The sequence below is a fragment of the Terrimonas pollutisoli genome, from assembly GCF_029360765.1.
Classification (GTDB): domain Bacteria; phylum Bacteroidota; class Bacteroidia; order Chitinophagales; family Chitinophagaceae; genus Terrimonas_B; species Terrimonas_B pollutisoli.
Map to the genome: position 1 here is coordinate 15,620 of NZ_JARKNA010000014.1, position 24,436 is coordinate 40,055.

General features: G+C 41.8%; 22 protein-coding genes and 1 tRNA gene. 17 read left to right on the top strand and 6 right to left on the bottom strand.

The window, feature by feature from the left end; translation table 11 throughout:
* Nucleotides 1–13 precede the first annotated feature (13 nt).
* The 4 genes from P2W73_RS18865 (at nucleotide 14) to P2W73_RS18880 (ending at nucleotide 3,750) form a co-directional block, all read left to right on the top strand.
* A complete protein-coding gene (locus tag P2W73_RS18865) occupies nucleotides 14–739 on the top strand; it encodes a ferredoxin reductase domain-containing protein (protein WP_276503650.1) in 726 nt (241 codons plus the stop codon).
* Between the two features lie 19 nt (nucleotides 740–758).
* Nucleotides 759–1,454: a GTP cyclohydrolase I FolE gene (folE, locus tag P2W73_RS18870; protein WP_276503651.1), complete on the top strand. Its 696-nt coding sequence runs from the start codon at nucleotides 759–761 to the stop codon at nucleotides 1,452–1,454.
* Nucleotides 1,455–1,579: 125 nt separating this feature from the next.
* Nucleotides 1,580–2,248: a ferredoxin reductase domain-containing protein gene (locus P2W73_RS18875; RefSeq protein WP_276503652.1), complete on the top strand. Its 669-nt coding sequence runs from the start codon at nucleotides 1,580–1,582 to the stop codon at nucleotides 2,246–2,248.
* Between the two features lie 203 nt (nucleotides 2,249–2,451).
* Nucleotides 2,452–3,750, top strand: a complete 1,299-nt coding sequence (locus P2W73_RS18880; RefSeq protein WP_276503653.1) for a hypothetical protein — start codon at nucleotides 2,452–2,454, stop codon at nucleotides 3,748–3,750.
* A 176-nt stretch (nucleotides 3,751–3,926) separates the two neighbouring features.
* On the opposite strand, the gene P2W73_RS18885 is transcribed toward P2W73_RS18880, so the two are convergent.
* The 3 genes from P2W73_RS18885 to P2W73_RS18895 all read right to left on the bottom strand — a co-directional run bounded on the left by P2W73_RS18885 (nucleotide 3,927) and on the right by P2W73_RS18895 (nucleotide 6,520).
* The gene (locus P2W73_RS18885) at nucleotides 3,927–4,742 is read right to left on the bottom strand and encodes an HAD-IIA family hydrolase (protein WP_276503654.1); all 816 of its coding nucleotides are present in this window, start codon (nucleotides 4,740–4,742) and stop codon (nucleotides 3,927–3,929) included.
* Between the two features lie 752 nt (nucleotides 4,743–5,494).
* Nucleotides 5,495–5,578: transfer RNA gene (locus P2W73_RS18890), tRNA-Leu, on the bottom strand.
* A gap of 135 nt (nucleotides 5,579–5,713) precedes the next feature.
* A complete protein-coding gene (locus P2W73_RS18895) occupies nucleotides 5,714–6,520 on the bottom strand; it encodes a 2,3,4,5-tetrahydropyridine-2,6-dicarboxylate N-succinyltransferase (RefSeq protein WP_276503655.1) in 807 nt (268 codons plus the stop codon).
* A 135-nt stretch (nucleotides 6,521–6,655) separates the two neighbouring features.
* Here P2W73_RS18895 and P2W73_RS18900 point away from each other — a divergent pair, with 135 nt between their 5' ends.
* From P2W73_RS18900 to P2W73_RS18925, 6 genes are all read left to right on the top strand, one after another.
* Nucleotides 6,656–7,822, top strand: coding sequence for a glycosyltransferase family 4 protein (locus tag P2W73_RS18900; protein ID WP_276503656.1), 1,167 nt, complete (start codon nucleotides 6,656–6,658; stop codon nucleotides 7,820–7,822).
* A gap of 26 nt (nucleotides 7,823–7,848) precedes the next feature.
* Nucleotides 7,849–8,415: an L-threonylcarbamoyladenylate synthase gene (locus P2W73_RS18905; RefSeq protein ID WP_276503657.1), complete on the top strand. Its 567-nt coding sequence runs from the start codon at nucleotides 7,849–7,851 to the stop codon at nucleotides 8,413–8,415.
* A gap of 111 nt (nucleotides 8,416–8,526) precedes the next feature.
* Nucleotides 8,527–9,951, top strand: coding sequence for a CCA tRNA nucleotidyltransferase (locus tag P2W73_RS18910; RefSeq protein ID WP_276503658.1), 1,425 nt, complete (start codon nucleotides 8,527–8,529; stop codon nucleotides 9,949–9,951).
* Between the two features lie 9 nt (nucleotides 9,952–9,960).
* Nucleotides 9,961–10,530, top strand: coding sequence for an IS1096 element passenger TnpR family protein (locus P2W73_RS18915; RefSeq protein WP_276503659.1), 570 nt, complete (start codon nucleotides 9,961–9,963; stop codon nucleotides 10,528–10,530).
* 107 nt (nucleotides 10,531–10,637) lie between these two features.
* Nucleotides 10,638–11,555, top strand: a complete 918-nt coding sequence (gene miaA, locus P2W73_RS18920; RefSeq protein ID WP_276503660.1) for a tRNA (adenosine(37)-N6)-dimethylallyltransferase MiaA — start codon at nucleotides 10,638–10,640, stop codon at nucleotides 11,553–11,555.
* Between the two features lie 134 nt (nucleotides 11,556–11,689).
* Nucleotides 11,690–14,233 (top strand): TonB-dependent receptor, encoded by a 2,544-nt coding sequence (locus tag P2W73_RS18925; protein WP_276503661.1) that lies wholly within the window; start codon nucleotides 11,690–11,692, stop codon nucleotides 14,231–14,233.
* An 85-nt stretch (nucleotides 14,234–14,318) separates the two neighbouring features.
* Here the strand turns inward: P2W73_RS18925 and P2W73_RS18930 are convergent, their stop codons facing one another.
* A complete protein-coding gene (locus tag P2W73_RS18930) occupies nucleotides 14,319–15,887 on the bottom strand; it encodes an OmpP1/FadL family transporter (RefSeq protein WP_276503662.1) in 1,569 nt (522 codons plus the stop codon).
* A 103-nt stretch (nucleotides 15,888–15,990) separates the two neighbouring features.
* Nucleotides 15,991–16,734: a hypothetical protein gene (locus tag P2W73_RS18935; protein WP_276503663.1), complete on the bottom strand. Its 744-nt coding sequence runs from the start codon at nucleotides 16,732–16,734 to the stop codon at nucleotides 15,991–15,993.
* A 254-nt stretch (nucleotides 16,735–16,988) separates the two neighbouring features.
* Here P2W73_RS18935 and proS point away from each other — a divergent pair, with 254 nt between their 5' ends.
* The 3 genes from proS to P2W73_RS18950 are packed head-to-tail and all read left to right on the top strand — an operon-like array spanning nucleotide 16,989 to nucleotide 19,361.
* On the top strand, nucleotides 16,989–18,464 hold the full coding sequence (gene proS / locus P2W73_RS18940; RefSeq protein ID WP_276503664.1) for a proline--tRNA ligase: 1,476 nt from the start codon (nucleotides 16,989–16,991) through the stop codon (nucleotides 18,462–18,464).
* A gap of 18 nt (nucleotides 18,465–18,482) precedes the next feature.
* Entirely contained in the window at nucleotides 18,483–18,914 is a 432-nt protein-coding gene (locus P2W73_RS18945; RefSeq protein WP_276503665.1) for a hypothetical protein, read from the top strand.
* A 3-nt stretch (nucleotides 18,915–18,917) separates the two neighbouring features.
* Nucleotides 18,918–19,361, top strand: coding sequence for a hypothetical protein (locus P2W73_RS18950; RefSeq protein ID WP_276503666.1), 444 nt, complete (start codon nucleotides 18,918–18,920; stop codon nucleotides 19,359–19,361).
* A gap of 8 nt (nucleotides 19,362–19,369) precedes the next feature.
* Here P2W73_RS18950 and P2W73_RS18955 read toward each other — a convergent pair whose 3' ends face one another.
* The gene (locus P2W73_RS18955; RefSeq protein ID WP_276503667.1) at nucleotides 19,370–20,176 is read right to left on the bottom strand and encodes an RDD family protein; all 807 of its coding nucleotides are present in this window, start codon (nucleotides 20,174–20,176) and stop codon (nucleotides 19,370–19,372) included.
* 225 nt (nucleotides 20,177–20,401) lie between these two features.
* On the opposite strand from P2W73_RS18955, the gene P2W73_RS18960 reads away from it, so the two are divergent.
* Genes P2W73_RS18960 through P2W73_RS18975 form a run of 4 tightly spaced genes read left to right on the top strand, consistent with a single transcriptional unit; the run spans nucleotide 20,402 to nucleotide 24,418 of the window.
* Nucleotides 20,402–21,370, top strand: a complete 969-nt coding sequence (locus P2W73_RS18960; RefSeq protein WP_276503668.1) for a stage II sporulation protein M — start codon at nucleotides 20,402–20,404, stop codon at nucleotides 21,368–21,370.
* Between the two features lie 54 nt (nucleotides 21,371–21,424).
* Nucleotides 21,425–22,219, top strand: a complete 795-nt coding sequence (locus P2W73_RS18965) for a DUF4129 domain-containing protein (RefSeq protein WP_276503669.1) — start codon at nucleotides 21,425–21,427, stop codon at nucleotides 22,217–22,219.
* A complete protein-coding gene (locus P2W73_RS18970) occupies nucleotides 22,216–23,439 on the top strand; it encodes a DUF4350 domain-containing protein (RefSeq protein WP_276503670.1) in 1,224 nt (407 codons plus the stop codon). Before P2W73_RS18965 ends, P2W73_RS18970 begins: the two co-directional genes overlap by 4 nt.
* Before the next feature lies 1 nt (nucleotide 23,440).
* Nucleotides 23,441–24,418, top strand: a complete 978-nt coding sequence (locus P2W73_RS18975) for an AAA family ATPase (protein WP_276503671.1) — start codon at nucleotides 23,441–23,443, stop codon at nucleotides 24,416–24,418.
* Nucleotides 24,419–24,436: the final 18 nt, after the last annotated feature.

Below are 24,436 nucleotides of genomic sequence, written 5' to 3' on the forward strand. Positions count from 1 at the left end.
AAAGAAAATGATCATGAAAAGATATATCGTTAAGGTGTTGAAAACCGGGTTTGTTACACATAATGTAAACCGGCTGGTGGTAAACAAGCCACACGGTTACCCATTTACACCCGGACAGGCAACGGCTATTTCAAGTAACCAATCTGCCTTGAGGAACTTATCCAAGCCCTTCTCGATTGTAGCGGTGAGTGGGTCGGAGCAGTTTGAATTTTTTATAAAAAATCATACAGGATATGACGGGCTTACAGAAAGACTTTGGAAAGTGAGAGCAGGGGAAGAATTAATCCTCCACAAACCGTTTGGGTCCATTCGCTACAAGGGCAAAGGAGTGTTTATAGCCGGAGGTACAGGAATCGTTCCCTTTATGGCGATTTTCCGTGAGCTTGAAATGGAGAATCAGTTAGCCGGTAATGCCTTATTGTTTGCCAACCGCTCAATAGCCGACATTTTCCTGAAAGCAGAACTGGAGGAGATGTTGGGAAGTAATTATGTAAACGTTGTAGAGACAGCTGAGGACCCATTAATGATAACAGGGTTTATCGGCAGTAAATTATTGAAGCAGTATATACACGCAGACGATGCTTACTATTATATCTGCGGGCCAGACAAGTTTACTATTATTATGATCAGGCATTTACTCGGCCTGGGTGTCGACCGGTCGAGGATCGTGTTTGATGAAGAAACCATTGTACCTCCTTTGAGTTACCTGTTGCTTCGACAAGCTATTCAATTTAATTAATTCAAATCACTACTACAAAATGAAAGAAAAAGGAATGGTTTTTACGATCGATCAAAAAAAAGTGTCGATAGATGAACTGGATGAATTGTTGGGTGACCAGCATGCAAGCAGCTCCGATGACACACCGTTACGAAAAGATGCGTTTGCAATCAGTGAGGAAGAAAAAATTAACCTGATTGCGAAACATTTCACGGAGATCATGAAGGTGTTGGGAATAGACCTGGGTGACGAAAGTTTGAAAGGAACACCGCGAAGAGTCGCCAGCATGTTTGTAAACGAAATATTCAGCGGCCTCGATCCCCGGAATAAACCTGGTGTTACGCTTTTTGAAAACAAATACCGGTATAATCAGCTATTGGTGGAGAAAAATATTACCCTGTATTCCACTTGCGAACATCATTTTGTTCCTATTATCGGCAAAGCACATATAGCCTATATATCTTCAGGAAAGGTGATCGGCCTTTCAAAGCTGAATCGCCTGGTGCAATACTACGCACGGCGACCACAGGTACAGGAAAGACTGACGATGCAAGTAGGCAGGAATTTGAAATCCATTTTACAAACCGAAGATGTCGCCGTAGTAATTGATGCTACTCATTTGTGTGTTGCTGCAAGGGGAGTAAACGATGTTGGCAGCAGCACGGTTTCTGCTTTCTACTCAGGCAAATTCAATCGTGAAGAAACGAGGCAGGAATTTCTTTCATTGATCAAATAGCCGAAAGATATTTTCACACGACAAGCTTAGCACCTTTAAAAAGAGGCATTAAAACGGGATATTCTTTCAATGTCCATGTCTTTTTAAAGGTGCTTCCAAACAAGAAGAGTAAAATAAAATTTGCAATGGAATCGCATATTGTAAGAATTGAGTCAATTGGAAAAATAAGCCATGACGTGTTGAGAATTGTAACCCATAAACCTTGCGGTTATTTCTTTAAGCCCGGACAGGCGACTGAAGTGTCGATCAATAAAGGTCACTGGCGAAAAGAAAAAAGAGCTTTCACCTTTACAGGTTTGCCTGATGATCCATTCCTGGAGTTCACCATTAAAACATATCCATCACACAAGGGAGTCACCAATCAGTTATTAAGCTTAATACCAGGTGACGAATTAATCCTGCAGGATGCCTGGGGTGCTATTTCTTACCAGGGAGAAGGAGTTTTTATAGCCGGTGGTGCCGGCATTACCCCTTTTCTTTCCATCTTCAGGCAATTAGCCGCTGATAATAGTATCAACAATAACAGGCTGATTTTTGCCAACAAAACTAAGGCTGATATTATACATGAACAGGAATTAAAGAAATTGTTGGGCAGTGCCGTTCACTATATTTTGTCTGAGGAAATCGTGCCGGGTTTCGAACATGGCTTTATAACGAAAGATTTTTTGAAGAAAAATCTTCCAGCATCTCCAATCAAGATTTATGTATGTGGCCCTCCGCCCATGCTGGATAGTGTGTTACAAAATTTGTCCAATTTGGGTGTGGGTGATGACGCACTGGTAGCAGAGCTATAACGTAAGGATACTGCATATCGCCTGACATTTTTTTGCTGTTTCAAAAAAGCAATGAATAAGGTAGCCTGATTGTAACCTTTTCTGATGCTGTTACTCTAATGATTAGAACCGCACTTTTCATCAGAGCAAAATTTCGCAACAACAGAAGGTGAGGTCGCGTTGGGAATAGGGTAAGTAAAAGTCGCAAACTAAAAAATTGTAACATGAGATATAAAAAGCAATCAATCACTGTTGTGTCATTGATAGCGGTAGTGGTAGCGCTGGTTCAATGCACTAAAGGAGGTGTCGTTGATGAGCCGCCGCCTGATCCCGCCCTTGTAAAGGATGGAAAGGAAATATTTCGCTTTGACAGTTTTGGAGATGAAGATTTTTGGAGTGGTCTTTTGCATCTTGACAAAGCAATCGCCGGGGCTGCTAATGGAGGATATGGTCCAGGTGTAAATCCTAAAACAGCATTAGCTGCAGGGCTGAAAGTAGATGCGGAGGCACTGCCTGCGGATGTTGTCGCCGGCGTACAATCCGGGGCTATAAGCCTGGACGATCCTGCTACCACGCTTGCGCTTTTAAAATTAAATGCGGTCGTAGGTGTCAAAGGAAACTTTAATAATGATGGAGCGCTGAAATCAATTGGTATTACCTGTGCCGCCTGTCACTCTACCGTAGATGACTCCTTTGCACCCGGCATTGGTAAGCGGCTTGATGGCTGGCCCAACAGGGACCTGAATGTAGGTGCTATCGTGTCATTGACTGATAATGCACAACCCATTGCTAACATGTTGCATGTCGATGAGACCACTTTGCGCACAGTACTTAGCGGCTGGGGACCGGGAAAATTCGCAGCAGTACTATTTATGGATGGAAAAGCATTGCGTCCTGATGGCAAGGTTGCTGCCAATTTAATTCCACCCGCATTTGGATTAAAAGGAATCAATCTCACCACCTATACGGGTTGGGGCGATATCAGTTATTGGAACTCCTTTGTCGGCACCCTGGAGATGCATGGTAAGGGAAATTTTTCTGATCCACGATTGAATGATCCAGTTAAATATCCTATAGCAGTGGAAAACCAGTTCTTTAATGTTACACATAACCCGGACCTGCTCACATCAAAACTACCGGCACTACGGGCCTACCAGCATTCCATTATCGCACCTAAGCCACCCACCGGTAGTTTTAACCAGTCGGCGGCTGCCAGGGGAAAAGGAATCTTCTTATCCAAGGCAAAATGTGGTACATGTCATGCAGCACCGTTGCTGGCCGATAATATTCTTCACACGGCTGATGAAATCGGTATCGATGATTTTGAAGCGAAACGTTCGCCAACCGGTAAGTATCGCACCACACCTTTAGGCGGATTATTTACGAGGACAAAAGGTGGCTTTTACCACGATGGCAGGTTCGCAACGCTGAGCGATGTAGTCAATCACTATGACAATCATTTTGCAACAGGTCTAACTGCAACAGAGAAACAGGACCTGGTGGAATATTTGAAATCTTTATAGCAGTTGCAGTTTGCAAACAGGCCTGGGTGTTTCATTTCATGAAATGCCCGGGCCTTTTGCATTAATTGGAAAAGATCCAAGCTGCCTGTATCGTTTAATATACTTTGATACACTCCTCCAATTCATCCAAAAGAACAAAGACCGGCACTGCCCGGCCTTTGTTTCATTGTGTTCTCTCACGAGACCAGTAATAAGTCCTGTTTTTTTAATAATTTTTCAAACAGCTGATCATCCAGTAAATCCTTTATCGAGTTGATAATAAAGTCAGGCGCATAACCAAATTTGTCCAGGTCTTCATTTTTAGTAACACCTGACAAGGTGAGTACCGTCGTAAATCCCATGGAACCAGCGCCTAAAATATCCGTGCCCATTGTATCACCAATCATGATCGTTTCGTCCGTCGCAAGGCCTAATACTTTGCGGGCCATACGCATCATCACCGGGCTGGGTTTACCTACACTGAAAGCCTGTTTTCCTGTGGCAAATTCGAGCATGGCCACAAAAGCTCCGCATCCTGCCCGGTACTTGCCGCTGCCAACCGGGCAATTGGGATCCAGGTTGGTTGCAATCAGTTTGGCACCGTTCATGATCATGTTGATGGCTTTGTCTACAGATTCCATCATGATCGTACGACCCTCGCCAATAACGACATAGTCAGGGTGATCGTCTACGATCGAATATCCGACTCCATATAATTCTGTGAGCAGACCGCCTTCACCTATCACATAAGCTGTACCGCCTTCTTTTTTGGAAGCCAGATAGCGGGCTGTCGCCATGGCACAGGTGAAGATATCTTCATCCTGCACTTCAAAGCCCATTTTGCGAAGTTTGTAACATACATCCCGGTTTGTCCGCTGACTGTTATTGGTTAGAAAAAGAAAAGGATGTTGCTGCTCTTTCAAACGATGAATAAATTCTACAGCTCCGGAGATGGGTTCATTGCCTTTGTAGATCACGCCATCCATGTCAATTAAAAAGCCCTTTTTTTCCATAAGGTATTGTTTTTAGGTTATTCAATTTTTTAAAGGGCAAGCCTCTTTGGCAAGGCCGTTATACAAAGGGACAAGAACGTTATGAAAAGAAAAACCTGCTTTGCAGCAAAGCAGGCGATCGATTAGCAGGCCATAAAGATAGGTATTTCCTGTTTGTTTTGCAACAATGAAAATGATTTATGCAAGTGAGTACCTTAAAAAATAGTTTAATGAAGTTGTATATCAATGTTCGTTGTTGCAGTGTTTAGACGTTTGTAACGACAAGATGGAATTGATCCCATTGGGCGACAAACGATATTACAATTGTCGATCAGCTTTAAAGAGATCCGGGGTTAGTGATGTTATTGGAAAGGCGGGGCGGATAACCTGATTAGACTGAACAGCTAGTCTTAAAGCTGTGCTGGTGGTGAAAGTGAGACCAACCGCGGCGTAAAAAATCTTCAAAAAAATAGTTGCGCTAAATTGTGCCTGCTGTTTGTCATAAACCAAAGATGAGATGATAACTGTTACCCTAAAAGGCAGTACAAGAATATCATGAATATGCTTTATGATCGAGGAAAGTTAATACTGTCAGGGGTTCAAAAATTTAGTTGTGCCAGTACCGGATTATTTCCAATGATCCAACAAAATTGGTCTTACTTAAAGACCCCGTCCCGCTGTAGCGATCCTGGCCTTTTTATTTGTCTGCTCGTGCGAACTTGTTCGCAACACCTCCAAATAAAAAGCCCCGACACTTCGTGTCAGGGTCTTTGTGCCCGGGACTGGATTCGAACCAGCACATCCTTGCGAACGCTGCCACCTGAAGACAGTGCGTCTACCAATTTCGCCACCCGGGCTCTAAAAGTTGCAGAGGTTTAAGGAGTTTAAAGGTTCCAAAGGTTAGCAGCAAAACAAACCTTTTAAACTTGTTGAACCATTGAACTTCTGAACTTTTCTTCAGGGGCTGCAAATATAATAAATGATACTATTCCTTAAACAGAAACATTAAAATCTCTCAGCGCATCATTCAGGCTGGTCTTTAAATCCGTACTGGGTTTGCGTTGACCAATGATCAGGGCACAGCCTACACCATATTCACCCGCCGGGAATTTTTTGGTATAGCTACCCGGTATCACCACGCTGCGGGCAGGGACGCGGCCCTTCATTTCTTTCGGTTCTGCACCACTTACATCAATGATCTTGGTGGATTGGGTCAACACTACATTGGCGCCCAATACCGCTTCTTTTTCTACTACCACACCTTCTACCACAATACAGCGGCTGCCGATAAAACAGCCATCTTCAATAATAACCGGCGATGCCTGCAGGGGTTCCAACACGCCACCAATACCCACACCACCACTCAGGTGTACACCTTTTCCAATCTGTGCACAACTGCCTACGGTTGCCCAGGTGTCTACCATCGTTCCTTCGTCCACATAAGCTCCGATATTGACATAAGAAGGCATCAGCACCACGTTCTTGGCGACATACGCACCATATCTCGCTACTGCATGAGGTACAGCCCGTACACCCAAATCTTTGTAATTTTTCTTCAACAACATTTTATCATAAAACTCAAATGGCTCTACGTGCCAGGTCTGCATTTGTTGTATGCCAAAATACATTAATATGGCCTGCTTTACCCATTCATTTACCACCCAACCATCATCGCCGGGTGATGCTACCCGCAATCTTCCTTTGTCCACTTCTTCTATCACTGATCTTACGGCTTCATTGTACTTGTTATCTTTCAAAAGCTCCCTGTTGTTCCAGGCTTCCAATATTAATTCCTTCATTATTTTTTGAATTTTGCTGCGAAATTAAGTTAATCCAGCCTTCGGCGGGACAAGTTGTGAACATTTGCGAACAGCTGAATGCACGGATGACAGGATTAATTCGCAAATTTGCACTTCTTCAAATTTTCAAGTTGAATGAACATCGGGTTTGATGCAAAAAGAGCTTATCACAATACAACAGGACTGGGTCATTATAGCCGTACGCTGATAAAATTGCTGGCGGATTACTACCCGGAACATGAGTATTATTTGTTTAATCCCAAGCGATCAAACCGTTTCAGCTTTAATGGTCACAGTAACATTCATGAGATATTGCCAACAAGTTTTCCTCACACGTTTATCAGGGCAGCCTGGCGCAGCACCTGGATAAAGAAGGACCTTTTGCGAACGGGCATCGATGTTTTTCACGGCCTGAGTCATGAAATACCTATTGGGATAAGAAAAACAGGTATTAAATCTGTCGTTACTATTCACGACTTGATACCCGAGAGAAATCCGGAACAGTACCACCCGATGGATGTAAAGATTTACCGGAAAAAATTTCGCTATGCCTGTGAACAGGCTGATAAGATCATTGCCATCAGTGACCAGACAAGACAGGATATTATTCAATTTTATAAGATACCGGAGCAGAAAATTGAGATTTGTTACCAGAGTTGTTCGCCGGTTTTCAGTGTGATGGTCAATGATGAAGAAAAGCAAAGAGTTGCTAAAAAATATAATCTTCCGCCTCAATTCTTCCTGTCAGTGGGGTCCATAGTGGAAAGAAAAAATTTATTGAATGTCTGTAAAGCCTTTTACCTGCTTCGCAATGACCTCGACATCCCGCTTGTTGTAATAGGAGACGGTGGAAAGTATAAGCAACAGGTGCAGGATTTTATTTTGCAGTATAACCTCGAGACAAAAATTATTTTCTTATCAGATAATAAGGATAAGAAAAGCGATCCATCCTTCTTGTCGACACCTGACCTGGCGGTGATTTACCAATTGGCGATCGCAATGATTTATCCCTCGTTTTTCGAAGGGTTTGGAGCGCCGGTACTGGAAGCACTGTGGAGCCGTTTACCGGTTATTACTTCCAATGTTTCCTGCCTGCCAGAAGTAGGGGGGCCGGGTGCATACTATGTGGATCCTAACAGCGCTGAAGAGATTGCAGAAGGAATGAAGCAAATTTATTCTGATCCGCTGCTGGTCAAACAAATGCAGGAAAAAGGGATAGAACATACAAAAAAGTTTGCACCCGATGTGTATGCTGCATCGGTAATGAATGTATATAAAAGTTTAGTGTCCTCCTCCAGGTAAGCCCGTATCATAGTTAATTTGCAGTATTGGATTTCGAAAAAGACATAGAACAATGTTTAACGGTGTTGAAAAACGGCGGCACGATTTTGTATCCGACGGATACCGTGTGGGGTATTGGCTGTGATGCCACCAATGCTGTGGCCGTGGAAAAGATTTTTCAAATAAAAAAAAGGCCGGATTCAAAAGCCATGATTGTTTTAGTGGCTGATGAAAGAGAAGTATTGAAGCATGTAGCCAGCGTGGATCTGCAGGTGTTTGATTATTTGCAAAAAATTAAAAAGCCCACGACGGTTATTTATGAACATGCGATTGGTCTTGCAGATAATTTGTTGGCGGACGACGGAAGCATCGGCATTCGTATCTGTAACGAGGCTTTTTGCAGACACCTCATCAAGCGTTTCCGCAGACCCATTGTTTCAACTTCTGCTAATATCTCCGGCGATGCGACACCACCATTCTTTGCAGCGATCAACGATGAAATAAAAAAATCTGTTGATTATGTGGTAAAGCACCGGCAGGATGATCAAACCATCGCCAATCCCTCATCGGTTATTAAATGGGATAATGGAACTATCTCTGTAATCAGACCCTAGAAATTGGTTGATAATTGATAGATGACGGCATATGGTTCTCTCTTGTGCCTTGTACCTTGTCTCTTGTACCCTTGTATCTTGTCTCTTGTTCCAATTATCTTTGCAACACTCATGGAAATCAATTGCACAGAAAGAGAATTAATGATCCTGAAAAAGATTGCCCGTGCCGCTGAGCAAAAGCAGGTGGAGTGCTATCTCATTGGGGGATTTGTACGGGATAAAATTTTGGAACGACCAACAAAAGATGCGGATATTGTTTGCGTTGGTGATGGGATTGAATTGGCGGAAGCAGTGGCGAATCATTTTAAGCCGGTTCCCCAGGTAAACTTTTTTAAAAATTTTGGTACGGCGCATATCCGGCTGGAAGATGGATTTGATATCGAGTTTGTCGGTGCAAGAAAAGAAAGTTACCGGTTCGATTCCCGGAAACCAACTGTGGCCCCAGGAACCTTGGAGGACGATCAGAAACGAAGGGATTTTACCATCAATGCCTTGGCAATAAGTCTTAATAAAAATGATTATGGCAAGTTGGTTGATCCGTTTAATGGACTAACTGACCTGGAGAACAGGATCATCAAAACGCCGATGGAGCCGGCACAAACATTCAGTGATGATCCGCTTCGCATGATGCGGGCCATTCGTTTTGCATCCCAATTGAATTTTACAATTGAAGGCGGTACCTGGCAGGGGATTGTTGATAATGCAGAACGGATCAATATCATTTCACAGGAAAGAATAACTGATGAGCTGAACAAAATTGTATTGTCGCCCAAACCTTCTATTGGCTTTGATCTTTTGTATAAAAGTGGTTTGTTGAAATTGATCTTTCCACAAATGGTGGAACTGGCAGGAGCGGAATACAAGGACGGGCATGGCCACAAAGATAATTTTTATCATACGCTGCAGGTGCTTGATAATATTTCACTGGCGACAACTGATCTTTGGTTGCGATGGGCGGCCATCCTGCATGATATAGCAAAGCCCGTCACCAAGCGATTTGAAGAAGGGCATGGGTGGACCTTTCACGGGCATGAGGTAGTAGGCGGAAGAATGGTGCCAAAAATATTTGCCAAACTAAAGCTTCCGCTAAGCGAAAAAATGCGTTTTGTCAAAAAAATGGTAGAGCTTCATTTGCGGCCCATTAGTTTGACGAAGGAAAATATTACTGACTCAGCCATCAGGCGTTTGTTGTTTGATGCCGGCGAAGATTTTGATGCACTGATGCTGCTTTGCGATGCGGACATTACATCGAAGAATAAACAAAAAATAAAACGCTACCAGGAAAACTTTCAACTGGTGCGACTACGTTGCAAAGAGGTGGAAGAAAAGGACCAGGTACGTAACTGGCAACCACCGATCAGCGGTGAAGAAATAATGGAAATGTTTGATTTGCCTCCTTCGAGGCCGGTAGGAATTTTGAAAAATGCATTAAAAGATGCGATTCTGGATGGTATAATTCCTAATAGTTACGAGGCCGCTTATGAATACCTTGTTGAAAAAGCAAAGGAAATGGATTTGAAAATAAAGAAATCGTAAATTCGCAGTATGGCTATTTTAAAATTCAGAATCTATTTCGAAGAAGATGAAAGCATCTACCGTGACGTAGCGATCCGGCATACGCAATCATTTTTTGATTTGCACGAAACTATCCTGAAGGCGTATGAATTCGATAATAAACATAAAGCCACTTTTTTTCGGAGTAATGACCACTGGCAACGTGGCCGTGAAATAAGCCTGGAAAAATATGACAAAGAATACAGGGCCGAACCTTTGCTGATGCATGAAACAACGATCGGTTCTGAAATAAAAGATCCCAATCAAAAATTTATCTATTGGTACGATTTTAACAAGAACTGGACTTTCCTGGTTGAATTGATAAATGTATCAAAAGAAGAAAGTTCCAAAATTTCCTATCCATCTACGGTCAGGGCGGAAGGTATTGCCCCCAGCCAGTATGGTACCAAAGGTTTGCTGGGTGAAAAATTTGCCGATGTGGAAGAAAAATATGATCTCACCCAGGGTGTTGATGGCTTTGGTGAAAAAGACGAAGAAGGTGAAGATCTTGGAACAACAACGGATGATGGTACGGCAGAAGAAGAAAGCGAAGAAGTGTAGTGTTGTTTTTATCAGTTTTTGCAAATAACAATGTTCAATGCTCAACACTCAATGTTCAATATCCAACAACCGGGTTAGCGGGTTCATTGAGAATTGCTAATTGAACATTGAATATTGAACATTTTTTGAAATCTCCCGACAAAACAGTCATTATTATCGTGGGACCGACAGCTGTCGGGAAAACCGCTATTGCCATAGACGTTGCAAAGCATTTCCAAACAGAAATAATTTCTGCTGATAGCCGTCAATGTTTCAAAGAAATGAATATTGGCGTTGCCCGGCCGTCGCCGGAAGAACTGCAACTGATAAAACATCATTTCATCACATCACATAGTATCCACGAAGAAGTGACTGCTGTAACTTTCGAACAGTATGCATTGAAAAAAGTCGGTGAATTGTTTCACCAACACGATATCGTGGTGATGACCGGCGGTACCGGTTTGTATATAAAAGCATTTTGCGAAGGTCTCGACCTTGTTCCTGATATACCAAAGCAAATAAGGGAAGCCATTGTAGCAAATTATGATCAATTGGGTCTTGAATGGTTGCAGAATGAAATCAAATTAAAGGATCCTGAATTTTACCAGTCGGGAGAAATACAAAATCCTCAAAGGATTATGCGGGCATTGGAAGTAAAGGAGGCAACCGGCGAGTCGATCCTGCATTTCCGGAAAGGAAAAAAACGGGAGCGGAATTTTGAAATAAAAAAAATCGGCCTCGAATTACCAAAAGAAATGCTCCGCCAGCGAATTGATAAAAGAGTGGATCAAATGATGGATGCAGGTTTGCTGGATGAAGTAAAACAATTGCAACCATTTAAGCAGTTGAATGCCCTGCAAACGGTGGGCTATGCTGAATTGTTTGATTATCTCGATGGTAAATTATCATTGAATAAAGCAATAGAACAAATAAAAATACATACCCGGCAGTATGCAAAGCGGCAAATGACCTGGTTTAAAAAAGACCAGGAAATTAAATGGTATTCACCTGATGATACCGCAGATATTATCAAAGCAATCAGCTGAAAATATTTTCCAGGCGTCATATTAATGAAGTTTCAAGGGAGGTCTTAGGCCTCGATTGGTTATCTTTGTCGTTCCCACTTGATGCTGAATTACCGCTTACGGATCAACAAAAGGTTTTACTACAATCGTGCAGCATGAAATTTTTTTCTACTTTATTAGTCTTTCATTTTTTTTCTTTAACCATACAAGCCCAGATAGACAGAGAACAGCAACACGGTACAGAATCATCTGCCATCAAAATAAATACCAGCAGGCTCTACGGAAAATTGATCGATAAGAATACTGGTAAGCCGATCAGTGCCGCCTCAGTGCAACTTTTCATCGCCAATAAAGACAGTATAATCACTGGTATGCTGAGCAAAGCAAACGGCGATTTTGAGTTGTTGGATATTCCGGCTAATCAAGACCTCAAAATTGTTATTTCGGCCATAGGGTTTGAACCTTATGAACAGGCAATTGAGGGTAATTCAGTGCGACGAGGAAGGGGAAATCTCGAAAGGGACCTCGGCAATATTGCAATGGAACCCAATATCCAGGTATTGGGTGGCGTGACCATTGTGTCGAACAAACCTGTAATGGAATTGGCCGTGGATCGTAAAGTGTACAATGTGGCGAAAAGTTTCACAGCAACCGGTGGTACGGCTATCGACGTGATGAAAAATATTCCTTCATTAAAAGTAGATATCGATGGTAATGTGCAATTGCGTAATAGCTCGCCGCAAATATTTATTGATGGCCGGCCCACTATTTTAACGCTTGACCAGATACCCGCCGACAACATTGAAAAAGTTGAATTGGTAACTAACCCTTCCGCAAAGTTTGATGCAGCCAGTTCAGGTGGCATTATCAATATTGTATTGAAAAAAAATAAACGAATCGGTTTGAATGGTATCATTTCCGCATCAGTAGGCACACCAAAAATTCTTAATAGTAATCTTAATTTAAATCTGCGCCAGGGTAAGTTTAATTTTTTTGCTATCGGCGGTTATAATCAGTCCGGCGGAAAGGCAAGAGGAGAAACAAAGCGGCAGAATAAAACGGGTGGCGCCATCCAGGATTATTTTAACCAGGTTACTACCAATAATCGTCTGCGCCGTTTTCAATCACTTCGTTTTGGAACGGATTATTTCATTGATAACCGGAACACTTTGTCCCTGACACAGGATTTCGGAAAAGGACGCTTCAGGAACAGGGAAGAACAGGAACAACAGTACCTTGATCAGAACGAGACTATGCAATACTATGGTAATCGTTTTGCCAATGGGAGATCAACCTTCAGGCGACGCAGCACAAGATTAAGCTATAAGCACAGTTTTCCGCAGGCAAGCCGCGAATTGACAGCAGACATCACCTACAATTATGGAAAAAATACCGAGAACTCGAATATCGATAACATCTTTTTAAATCCGGATGGCAGCACTTATAAGCCATCATCAAAAGTTCGCAATGAAGGTAGCGGACGAAATGAACAGTTCACTTTCCAGGCAGATTATATTCACCCTTTCAATGAAGAAACAAAATTGGAAACAGGTATTCGCAGTTTCCAAAATGAGTCACGCAGTTTTTATAATGCTTTTGCTGTTGATAATGCTCTTGAAACAAAACTCCCGTTGAGCAATAACTATAAGTACAGGGAAACAGTCAATGCTTTATATGCTACTTATTCGGGGAAGAAAAAGACTTTCTCTTACCAGTTTGGCTTCAGGGCGGAGGTTTCTAAATTCACCGGCACCTTAATAGATAGTGCTTTCAAATTCGGCTACGAATATCCTGCTGCTATAAAAAATATTTGGGACGCCATCTTCCCCAGTATGTTTTTGGCGAAGCAGATAGGTGAAAACGATCAGCTTCAATTCAATTACTCAAGGCGTATCAGGCGGCCAAACTTTTGGCAGATTAACCCTTTTATTGATATCAATGACCCCGTTAACCTGCGACAAGGTAATCCACAGTTGCGACCCGAGTTTATTAATTCCTTTGAATTCAATTATAGCAAGGACTATAAGAATGGAAATTTCCTGGCATCTGTTTATTTTAGAAATAATCCTGATGATATCACGCAGTACAGTGATACCATTACTGCGGCACAATATGAACAATTGCAAAATGCGGGAATAGATCCGAATGCGATATTAAACACCTTTATCAATGCCGGCATTACCAACCGCTATGGGGCTGAGTTTGTAGTGCAACACAAACAGGGGAAAAATTTTACAATAACGCCTTCCTTCGATTTTCAATACCGCACCGTAAAGGCGGAAGTAAAAGAACTTGACCTGAGCAATGATGGATTTAGTTGGGAAGCTCAACTTACAACCGATTATAAAATTGAAACGAATACAAAATCTATTTTCAATAACCTGGGCTTCCAGTTGATGGGAGAATATGAGTCGGCTGAAGTAATACCACAAGGCAGGAGAAAGCCAGAGTATGGAGTAGACTTTGCGATGCGCAAAGATTTTCTGAAAAACAATAAAGCAACTATCACGTTTGGCATCAATGATATTTTCAATACACAACGATGGGGCACCATCTATGATACGGAAATATTTTACCAGGATTCGTACCGTCGGTGGAATGTGCGGAATTTCCGGGTTACGTTCAGCTACAAATTTGGTAAGGCTGACTTTTCATTATCGAGAAGAAATGAAAGAGGCGGCGGTGGAGAGGATGATTAACGATTAAACCGTTCATAAAAAAAGAAAGGCCTAAATGTCTTTCGCTTCAAAATATTGCTATTTCCTCACAAAATCGTGGTTCTGGCTATATCTTAAACCCAAGAGTCAGTATCACATTACTACCGTTCCCTTTGATGGCGGCAAATGTATTGGCCTTATCAGATAGGCGATAGGGAAAGTTGACATCTTTTTGCAATGCATGCTGATAGGTAAGATCAATAAAGATACCAGCATTGCGGTAACCCAGGCCGCCACTTACAAACATGCGGTTAGCCTTTAATTCTTTGTCTGAGTAGGGTGATCCATAATAGGAGAATCCAAGCCGCGTCATTATCGTTGTAAATTTCAATTCTCCACCGACCCTGAAATTAAAAGCTCCTTTGTAATAATCTTTGATCACTTCATTCACATCTTTATAGTAAGCTTCTTCACTATCGGTACCATAAGAGCTGGCTTGCCAAAAACGGTTGGAACCATGTGTTACGTATTCCACATCCGCCGTAATAAAACCTTTTTGCTGGCGAACATCTTCTACTTCACGCAAAACATAAGAACCGCTGACTAAAAACTTCCAGGGGGAATTTAATTCATACTTATAAACCGGGTCTGAGTCTTCACCTGGTAATTGATTCGACTCGATTGTATGTGCGCCACGTACAGTTCGAAATGTGTCAAGATCAGTAACCATTTTACCGTGATACGTATCTTCCAGGCTGTAAAACGTAGGGGAGTGAATTGCAAAACCAAGACGTACAAATTCAGAAGGCTTCGCAATTACACCAAATCTTAATGTTCCGCCCGCACCCTTTGTTTTGTAAGTCTCACTAAGCTCTGAATAATTGAAGTGATTGTAGATATTGCCGGTAGCGTCCTCCTCGCGGAAAGTTGTTTCTCTTTTATATTTTACAACCGAAAAGCTCAATGAGCCACCGATATAAAGTTTGTCATCCATATTGGCTGCATAGCCAAAAGCGATATCGGTAACACCACCACTTGTTTCGATCAACTGTGACTGATCCACTAAAAAATCGCCACCTTCTTTTAATTGCCCCCACATAGCCATACTAATCACATCGGGGGTGGAATTGCCGGCGAGGGTGGTTGTATCAATAAGGTAATTATAAGTCGCCATACGGCTGCCATATGAAACGCTGCGGTTGTCAGGTATAAAACCGATGTCAATACCTCTTGATGCAACTTCTGCTGCATATTGTTCGGCCTGTGAGCTAAAGTCATTCTTGCCGGTATAATAAATGGTATTAGAAAAATTAACCGTTCTTGTGATTCCTATACTAAAGGCCTGGCTTTTCCATTTACCCCTGCCGGCCCAGCCTGTTACAAAACCGGTAGTGCCCAGGTTAAAATACTTGTCCTTTTCCTTGCTACTGATGCCGCGAAAGTTGCTTTTGTTGGTCAAAAAAGAATAACCGGGTGAAAGAACAATTTCTCTTGTCTTGAAGAAACCAAGTCCCGCGGGGTTGACAAGGTTTGCCGATATATCTCCACCCAACGAACCCATTGCCCCACCAATGGCATTGATTCTTGCTGTTCCATTAGTTGGCTGCCAGGAGTATTTCAACACATCTTCGGGCACCTGTGCAAATGCATAGGATGATAGCAGAACAAATGCCCCGGTAAATAGATTACGCTTCATACGTTTATTTTTCGATTGCTGCTTAGATATAAAAAGGGAGGAAAACACTCAAGTGTACTACTTAAATACATTCCTCCCGGTAAAATAGTTTATAAAGCCGCCATTATCTGGGTGGCCTGCTGGATCCGCTTCCACTGCTACTACTACTACTACTACTACTGCTGCTCCTTGATGAGGAAGAAGAACTGCTGCTGGATGAAGGAGTATAGCTTCTGGAAGGAGTTGAATTGCTGCTTGGGTTATAGCTGTTATTATTGTCAGAGTTGGAGAATACTTTACGAACAGATTGGCCTAAAGAACTCCTGTTGCTATTGCTGTTGATATAACGGTTATTATTGCCGTTATTATAGCTATTACTCAAGCCGCGGCTTCCTGCAGGGCGATTAAGACTGCTGCCGGTATTATAACTGGCCGGGTTAAATGCTAACGGACGGCTCGGCGGATTATATCTGGTCGGATTTTTAATAATGATCACACCAGGATAATAGAGAATACCACCATAATAGGGGTTGTAGAAATTATTCCAGGTATAATAACTATTCCATGGATTGTTCCAACTGTGATAATATCCGTAAGGGTTATAAGCGTAAGTGTTGTAAAAATAATAGTCATCCAAAGCCGACCAGCGATAACGATTCTGCAATCTCATTCGCAAAAACCTGTCTTCGTAATAATCGTCTGAGCCACGATAATACTTGTCGTCCTGTTTTTCAACACGAACGTATTCATCCTGAGGTTTGCCGGGGGAATAATAAACATCGTCCGGCGTTTGGCCGGTTTTATAAGCGGTGGTGCAACTGCTGAAAACAACTGCTGTTAGTGCCACAAGAAGAACGGACAATTTCATGGCAAACGGTTTTATTAGTTTAAGGTTGAAGTTACTACTTTTGTGCGACTTTGATTTTTCAAACAACTGTTTGCCAAAGTTACAATCATTGCATTGACATTATTGCAGGCATAGCTGTTAAGATAAACGTAAATGTCTGAGCCGGGATTAGTTGGATTTGTGGGATTGATAGGATAGCCCGGAAATAGAATTGAATATAAAATTCATTTTAAGATAAAAAAGGATTGTAAAGCGAAAGAGAAACGATAAATTTTATGAGTAAAGAAATCACGTCAAGAGAACAGGATTATTCGCAATGGTATAATGATTTGGTAATTAAAGGCGGCCTGGCTGATTACTCAGCGGTACGCGGCTGCATGGTGATAAAGCCCTATGGATTTACACTTTGGGAAAACATGCGGGACGCTTTGGACAAAATGTTTAAGGACACCGGTCATGTGAACGCTTATTTTCCGCTGTTCATTCCAAAAAGTTTTTTAAGTAAGGAGGCAGCTCATGTCGAAGGCTTTGCAAAGGAGTGTGCGGTGGTTACGCATTACCGGTTAAAAAATGATCCAAACGGTGGGGGTGTAGTGGTGGATCCTGAAGCAAAGCTGGAGGAGGAATTAATCATTCGTCCGACCAGTGAGACTATTATCTGGAACACATACAAAGACTGGATACAATCTTATCGTGATCTTCCCTTGCTTATTAATCAGTGGGCTAATGTAGTACGCTGGGAAATGCGTACCCGCTTGTTTTTACGGACAGCCGAGTTTTTATGGCAGGAAGGACATACGGCACATGCTACCAAAGAAGAAGCTATTGAGGAAACAAAAAAGATGCTGGAAGTATATGCCACATTTGCGGAAGAGTTTATGGCATTGCCCGTCATTCGTGGTGTAAAAACCGAGAGTGAACGTTTTGCCGGTGCGGAAGACACTTACTGTATTGAGGCATTGATGCAGGATGGAAAAGCTTTACAGGCCGGAACCTCCCATTTCCTGGGGCAGAATTTTGCCAAAGCCTTTGATGTTACTTTTTCCAACAAAGAAAATAAGTTGGAGCATGTTTGGGCTACCAGCTGGGGCGTAAGTACGAGATTGGTGGGTGCATTGGTGATGGCACACAGTGATGATGATGGTTTAATCTTGCCGCCCAGGATTGCGCCTTTGCAGGTGGTGATCGTTCCAATTTATAAAGGCGATGAACAAAAAGCCCTGATCAATGAAAAGGCAAACGAAATAATGGCTAACCTGAAAAAGCTGGGTGTGCGGGTGAAGTATGATGACAATGACAATAACAGACCCGGGTGGAAGTTTGCAGAATATGAAAAGACAGGAGTGCCTGTTCGTATTGCACTAGGAGCAAGAGACCTGGAGAAAAATGTTGTGGAAGTGGCCCGTCGTGATACCAAAGAGAAGAAAACTGTTGGCCTGGACGGTATTGCGCAATACATTGACGGCCTGTTGCTGGAGATTCAGCATGCAATGTTTAAAAAGGCGAAGACTTATCAGCAGGAACATATTACTCCTGCCAATAGCTGGGAAGAATTTGAAAAATTGCTGGACGAAAAGACCGGGTTTATTTCGGCGCATTGGGATGGAACTGCTGAAACTGAAGAAGCCATTAAAGAAAAAACAAAAGCTACGATTCGTTGCATTCCGTTGAATAACCAATTGGAAGATGGTAAATGTATTTTCACAGGTAAACCATCGACACAGCGGGTTTTGTTTGCAAGAGCATATTAACATAAAATAGGAAATAATATGGAGGAAAATCAATCTTTGCTGGAACTACAGGTGGATAAGCAGGCGTCTGACAACCTGGTTGAAACATCTCGTTGGGCTAAGTTGCTGGCTGTAATAGGGCTTATCTGCATTGGAGTTTTGTTCCTGGTATTAGTGTTATTGCGGAACAAGATTGCGGAGCAGTTCCTTTCTCTTGAAGAATTGAAAGGAAGCGAGTCATCGATATTTATTATATCTCTTGTCGTTGGCTTCTTAATTGTAGCGCTTGTTTTTGGGATGTTGCTGAATTTTCTGCTTAAAGGCGCCAATCGTATTCGCCAGGGCATTCTCCATAACGACCAGACTCTTTTTAATAGCGGGTTATCGAGTTTGAAGAATTATTTTATTATGTATGGTGTATTGGGCATCCTCGGTCTCTTATTTTCTTTATTGGCTTTCCTTAATTCATAATTTATGCAGCAAGAAAACCAAACGCACCTTTTTAATGAGATCACCTTTGACCAAACAGCTAAACAACATCTGCGATCTATTACGAGTTGGTCGATGGTTATCGTGACGGTGAGTGTAATCGGCTATATTGTCAGTATTATTCAAGTTTTTTTTACGTCAAAACCTGCTTTGCCAAAGGATGAGGGCTTTGGCGACTATGTGTCGCTGTCTTCTTCTGACACGGCTTCCGCTATTATTTCAATTGCATTAGGATTAACGATAAATTTTTTTCTTTTCCGTTTTGCAACCCAGGCTAAGGCGGGGATGGATGGCCTGGATCAAAATAGGTTGAGTAAGAGTTTTGGTAGCCTAAAGTCCTATTTCATAATTATGGCTGTATTGTTCATTATTATTTTTGTAGCAGTAATTTTTATGGCTGGTATTTTTGCAGTAGGTGGGTTTAAATAATTTCAATATTATTTAATGGAGAGGTAGTTATAATCCTTCAATAAAATATCTAAGAATTCAAAAGGCGACAGTTGAGAATCGATTTTCAGGTGCGCCTTTATTTTTTCACTGGCTGCGGCGGCCATATCCATGTCTCCCTTTTTGCGGGATGTTTCTAAAATCGTTTTTATGGCGTTGATATCCCTGTCACTCAACCGCATGATTTGAGGAAAAGAGGGAGTATAAGTGTCGGCCACTTCCTGGAATACGGTTTCTTCAATGCTCGATTGGCGATTCGTTCGTATCAAAATAGTTTTTGCCAATATATCGCCGATCCGCTGTCCTTTTTTAGAAGAAATAACGAGCGCCACTTCTACAATAAAATAGGCCAGCACCGCTAGAATGATAAAGACCGATTCTGCACTTCGGCCGGCTCCCTGCAGGCCAATTCCCAATAAAAATAAAAACCAAATATCACGCAGCAGCCACCGGATTAAAAATTGACTGATGCTGGCACGACCGCCATTTTCATTAACAACCCGGAGGTTCATAATTTTTTTTCCAACACTCTGGCCATTCATCGTTATCTCCAGTACTACGTGGTAAATAAGTAAGGGTAAAAAGAGTATCAGTCCAATGGCTTGTAGATTATAGCCCATGTCATTGTCCATGAAATTTCTACCCATGGCAATTGATCTGAAAATTTCAATAGCGATCTTCAGGTAAAAATATTGTACCAGAATATCGATCAATAAAGCAACCAGCCTCCTGTAAAACTCAGGAATTTCAAATTCCACATCAATGTTGAAAGAGGTCGGAACTTTTATTACGGCCATTTTGCCGGCAATTTATTGAACCGTTAAATTAACTTCTTTCAGTTAAAATATTCCAATTTTTCGCATGAGGAATTTTATGCATTTATGGGATATAAATTTTCCCGTGTATCAAACACTCAGGTTCATCCGATGTATTCCCTGCTTTTCCGGTCAATCCATCGAAATCCAATAAATCGTGGTTCTATCTTATTTAAAAAGCAGTATTTTACAAAGCAAATAAAGGAATTGAGAGAAGCCCTTTTTATAAAAAAGAATCGTGACCGGTGGCTGAAAAACCAGCACATGCCCGCCGAAGACGCCGACGAGATGGCGCAGGAATTTACCCAACTGGTGGATGATCTTGCTTATGCCAAAACTTTCTACCCGTCCAGCAAAGTGACCCGGTATATCAATAGTGAAGCGTCCAGGATTTATCTCAGCATTTATAAAAACAGAAAGGAGGAATCGAGCCGCCTGGTTACCTTCTGGAAATATGATTTGCCACTTACTATCCGCAAACATCATAAAGTGGTATTGTTCTCTTTTGTCTTGTTCTTAATTTTTTTCAGCATCGGTTTTTTTGTATCACGGGAAGATGAAGGAGTAGCCAGAAGTTTTTTTGGCGATAGTTATGTGGACGAAACGCTGGAAAACATCGAGAAAGGAAATCCTTTTGGCATTTACGAATCGGGTAATCCCATATTAAGCTGGTTGCATCTGATGATACACAATATCCGTGTGTCATTGCTGATGTTTGCCTCCGGGATATTCGCCGGTATTCCAACGCTCAATTTCCTGGCGCAGAACGCTGCCATGGTTGGTATCTTCGACCAGTTTTTTGCTGCAAAAGGATTAGGTATCCAGTTTTTTCTTGTTGTATTTGTTCATGGAACGCTTGAATTGACAGCCATTATCATATCCGGCGCAGCAGGATTGATATTGGGAAAAAGCTTTTTATTCCCCGGTACAATTAAGCGGTTGGATGCGTTTAAACGCGGAGCAAAAGATGGTGTAAAGATCATGATTGGTTTAATGCCCGTTTTTGGCCTGGCTGCATTTTTCGAGGGGACTATTACAAGACTTTACAATGATATTTCAGTTCTCACAACTATTGTTACTGCTTTGTCTGTGGTATTTGTTATCTGGTATTTTGTTGTCTATCCCATTCAACTGGGTCGCAAAATGGCGGCTCAACTTAACGAGGAGGAGGTTTAAGTGACGGAAAGGTTTTGGAAATATCATATTGAAAAGGCAAAAAGACTATGCTTCTTGTGCCTTATACTCCCGCTTACATTTTTTGCAAGGGCACAGGATGATGTCAGAACAGATACAGCGGTGAAGTTGAGGTACGAGGTTGATACAGTCATTGCTGAAGATACTGTTGAAGAGGAGGATAGTGATATAGTTAGCAATGAAGATTCAAAAGATCAACAGGAATATTTCCTTCGAAAGGAATTTACGGGTGGATTTGGTGATAGCCTTGAATTACAGCGACACATTCCTGATACGGCTTTGAATGAACTGCGAAAGGATAAAGCATTTTGGTATGCCAACGAAGTGTTTAAAAAAAAGCAAGCAAAGCAGGAACAACCTTTTACCGCACAGCCCTTATTTCAAACTATTTTATGGATCGTGATTATTACTGGTTTTGTTGTTTTTCTTTTTATGTATCTCGCCAACAGCAATATAAGTTTGTTCAGGCGTAGCTCTGTTCTCGCTGCAAATGAAGAAGAAATGGAGGACACCGATATTTTTTCGATCGACTATCAAAAAGAAATCGGGACTGCTATCAATAGTGCAGATTACCGCCTGGCCGTCCGGCTACTCTTTCTGCAGTTATTACGTAATCTTTCTAATCGGAATATTATTGAATACAAGCCGGATAGTACCAATATGGATTATCTCCGGCAATTGCGTTCTACTAATTTATATGAAGGGTTTGCGTGGTTGGCCCGTAATTATGAATATAGTTGGTATGGTCATTTTGATATTGGCAGGGAAAAATTTGACCTGATAAAAAAAGAGTTCGAAAAATTTGAATACAAAAACCTGGCAACCGCTTGAAAAAATTCTTACCACATATTCTCATTGGCCTGGTTGTATTAGCTATTCTTTTTTTGCTTTTCACCGGCAATAGCGGAACAGTGCAGCGATTTGATGACAGGGTCACATTTCGTAAGCGGGACAAAATCCCCTATGGTACATTTGTGGCTTACGAAAGTTTAAAGCATATTTTTCCATCGGCATCGGTAATAACCAATAAACTGGAACCGGGATACTGGGATTCATTGTCGATGTATGATGAGCGACAGGCTTTGGTGATCGTCACTCCCTTTTTTAATGCCGATGAGAGTGAAATGAAAAAGCTGGTAAGTTTTATGGAAAGCGGCAATGATGTTTTTGTCAGCACCATGAAGGCGTCTTATGAGGTAACACAAATGCTGAAATGTGATATCAATGCAGCCGACGGACTTATTTATTATTTTGATCATTCCGAAGGGTCGGATCTGTTATCTGTTTCATTAAGTAAGCCGCCTTTCCCTTCTCATCCTGCTTACACTTATCCCGGGAAGCGGTATGATTTCTATTTCTATAAAGTAGATTCGACAACGGCGACTGTGTTAGGCAGCGACAAAAACAATAAGCCTAATTTTATTCATTTGAAAGCGGGAAAGGGAAACTTGTATATGCACCTTGCGCCCACGACATTTACCAATTATTTCCTGCTGCATAAAAATAATATTACTTATTATGAGCAGGCTCTTTCCGTTATTTCCCCTGCGACCGAAAAAATTGTATGGGATGAATACTATATCAATAAAAGGCAGGGAAGAGAGAAGAAACCTAATTGGTTAAGTGTGTTTCTGCAGCATAAAGAACTACGCTGGGCACTGCTTACGGGCCTTATTGCACTATTAGTATATGTGTTATTGGAGATGCGCCGGAAACAACGATATATTCCTGTCGTCAAGACGCCGGTAAATGACTCATTAGAGTTTGTAAAGACAATCGGCCGGATGTATCACGATAAAGGGGATCATAAAAATCTTTGTAGAAAAATGGCGGCTTATTTCCTGGAGCATATCCGCAGCCGGTATAAACTGAATACCTCGGAACTGGATGATGAATTTGTTAAAACCTTGCATGCAAAAACCGGTGTTGAAGAAAGCGACATTAAAAGTATCATACAGTTTATCCGGGGATTAGATCATGCAGACTTTGTAAGTGATAAAGAATTGGCATCATTTCATAAACAATTAGAATCGTTTTATAAAAAAGCTTAGCATGGAAGAACAATTATTTCAGGCAAGAACTGATCTTACTGCATTAAATGAATCTGTACAAACAATCAGGGATGAGATAAAAAAAGTGATCGTTGGACAGGATGAAATGGTGAAGCTAATCCTGGCTGCTTTATTGGCCGATGGGCATGTGCTGATAGAGGGAGTGCCCGGCGTGGCTAAAACCTTAACAGCAAAATTAGTGGCCCAAAGTATCAGCGCCGGATTTTCACGTATACAGTTTACACCCGACCTGATGCCTTCAGATGTATTGGGCACGCCGGTATTTAATCCGAAGGAGGGAGTATTTGAATTTAAAAAAGGACCCATCTTTAGCAATATTGTGTTGGTAGATGAAATTAACAGGGCGCCGGCCAAGACACAGTCGGCCCTGCTGGAAGTGATGGAAGAAAGGCAGGCTTCGGTTGATGGTAAAACCTATCTTATGTCTGCACCATTTATTGTGATGGCAACACAAAACCCGGTAGAGCAGGAAGGCACCTATCGCCTGCCGGAAGCACAACTCGACAGGTTCCTGTTTAAAATTATAGTTCCCTATCCCACAGAATCGGAAGAGATGACCATTCTTTCGCAGTTTCATCATATGGGAAATGCTACAGTAAATGAAATTGTAAAACCTGTATTGAATGGCGATACAATTAATGATTTGCGACACCAAATAAAAAATATCCTGATTGAAGAAAAGTTATTGCAATTTATTGCGAGGCTGATTCATCAGACAAGAAACCATAAGTCCATCTACCTGGGAGCATCCCCCCGGGCGTCGCTGGCTGTGATGAACGCTTCCAAAGCGATTGCTGCTATGCAGGGCCGCGATTTTGTCATGCCGGAAGATATCCTGGAAATGGTACCACCTATCCTCAGGCATAGAATAATTTTAGCACCTGATAAAGAAATGGAAGGCGTGACAGAGGATGAAGTGATCAATCAAATAATACATAGCCTGGATGTACCGAGGTGAGATGATGAGGAGTGACTT

Excerpts from the sequence above, each read along its gene's own strand:
- P2W73_RS18885 (WP_276503654.1), bottom strand. The coding sequence starts at position 4,742 with ATGGAAAAAAAGGGCTTTTTAATTGACATGGATGGCGTGATCTACAAA.
- P2W73_RS18930 (WP_276503662.1), bottom strand. The coding sequence starts at position 15,887 with ATGAAGCGTAATCTATTTACCGGGGCATTTGTTCTGCTATCATCCTAT.
- P2W73_RS18975 (WP_276503671.1), top strand. The coding sequence starts at position 23,441 with ATGGAAGAACAATTATTTCAGGCAAGAACTGATCTTACTGCATTAAAT.
- P2W73_RS18880 (WP_276503653.1), top strand. The coding sequence starts at position 2,452 with ATGAGATATAAAAAGCAATCAATCACTGTTGTGTCATTGATAGCGGTA.
- P2W73_RS18895 (WP_276503655.1), bottom strand. The coding sequence starts at position 6,520 with ATGAAGGAATTAATATTGGAAGCCTGGAACAACAGGGAGCTTTTGAAA.
- P2W73_RS18910 (WP_276503658.1), top strand. The coding sequence starts at position 8,527 with ATGGAAATCAATTGCACAGAAAGAGAATTAATGATCCTGAAAAAGATT.
- P2W73_RS18900 (WP_276503656.1), top strand. The coding sequence starts at position 6,656 with ATGAACATCGGGTTTGATGCAAAAAGAGCTTATCACAATACAACAGGA.
- P2W73_RS18955 (WP_276503667.1), bottom strand. The coding sequence starts at position 20,176 with ATGGCCGTAATAAAAGTTCCGACCTCTTTCAACATTGATGTGGAATTT.
- proS (WP_276503664.1), top strand. The coding sequence starts at position 16,989 with ATGAGTAAAGAAATCACGTCAAGAGAACAGGATTATTCGCAATGGTAT.
- P2W73_RS18945 (WP_276503665.1), top strand. The coding sequence starts at position 18,483 with ATGGAGGAAAATCAATCTTTGCTGGAACTACAGGTGGATAAGCAGGCG.
- P2W73_RS18875 (WP_276503652.1), top strand. The coding sequence starts at position 1,580 with ATGGAATCGCATATTGTAAGAATTGAGTCAATTGGAAAAATAAGCCAT.
- P2W73_RS18935 (WP_276503663.1), bottom strand. The coding sequence starts at position 16,734 with ATGAAATTGTCCGTTCTTCTTGTGGCACTAACAGCAGTTGTTTTCAGC.
- P2W73_RS18865 (WP_276503650.1), top strand. The coding sequence starts at position 14 with ATGAAAAGATATATCGTTAAGGTGTTGAAAACCGGGTTTGTTACACAT.
- P2W73_RS18915 (WP_276503659.1), top strand. The coding sequence starts at position 9,961 with ATGGCTATTTTAAAATTCAGAATCTATTTCGAAGAAGATGAAAGCATC.
- folE (WP_276503651.1), top strand. The coding sequence starts at position 759 with ATGAAAGAAAAAGGAATGGTTTTTACGATCGATCAAAAAAAAGTGTCG.
- P2W73_RS18950 (WP_276503666.1), top strand. The coding sequence starts at position 18,918 with ATGCAGCAAGAAAACCAAACGCACCTTTTTAATGAGATCACCTTTGAC.
- P2W73_RS18925 (WP_276503661.1), top strand. The coding sequence starts at position 11,690 with ATGAAATTTTTTTCTACTTTATTAGTCTTTCATTTTTTTTCTTTAACC.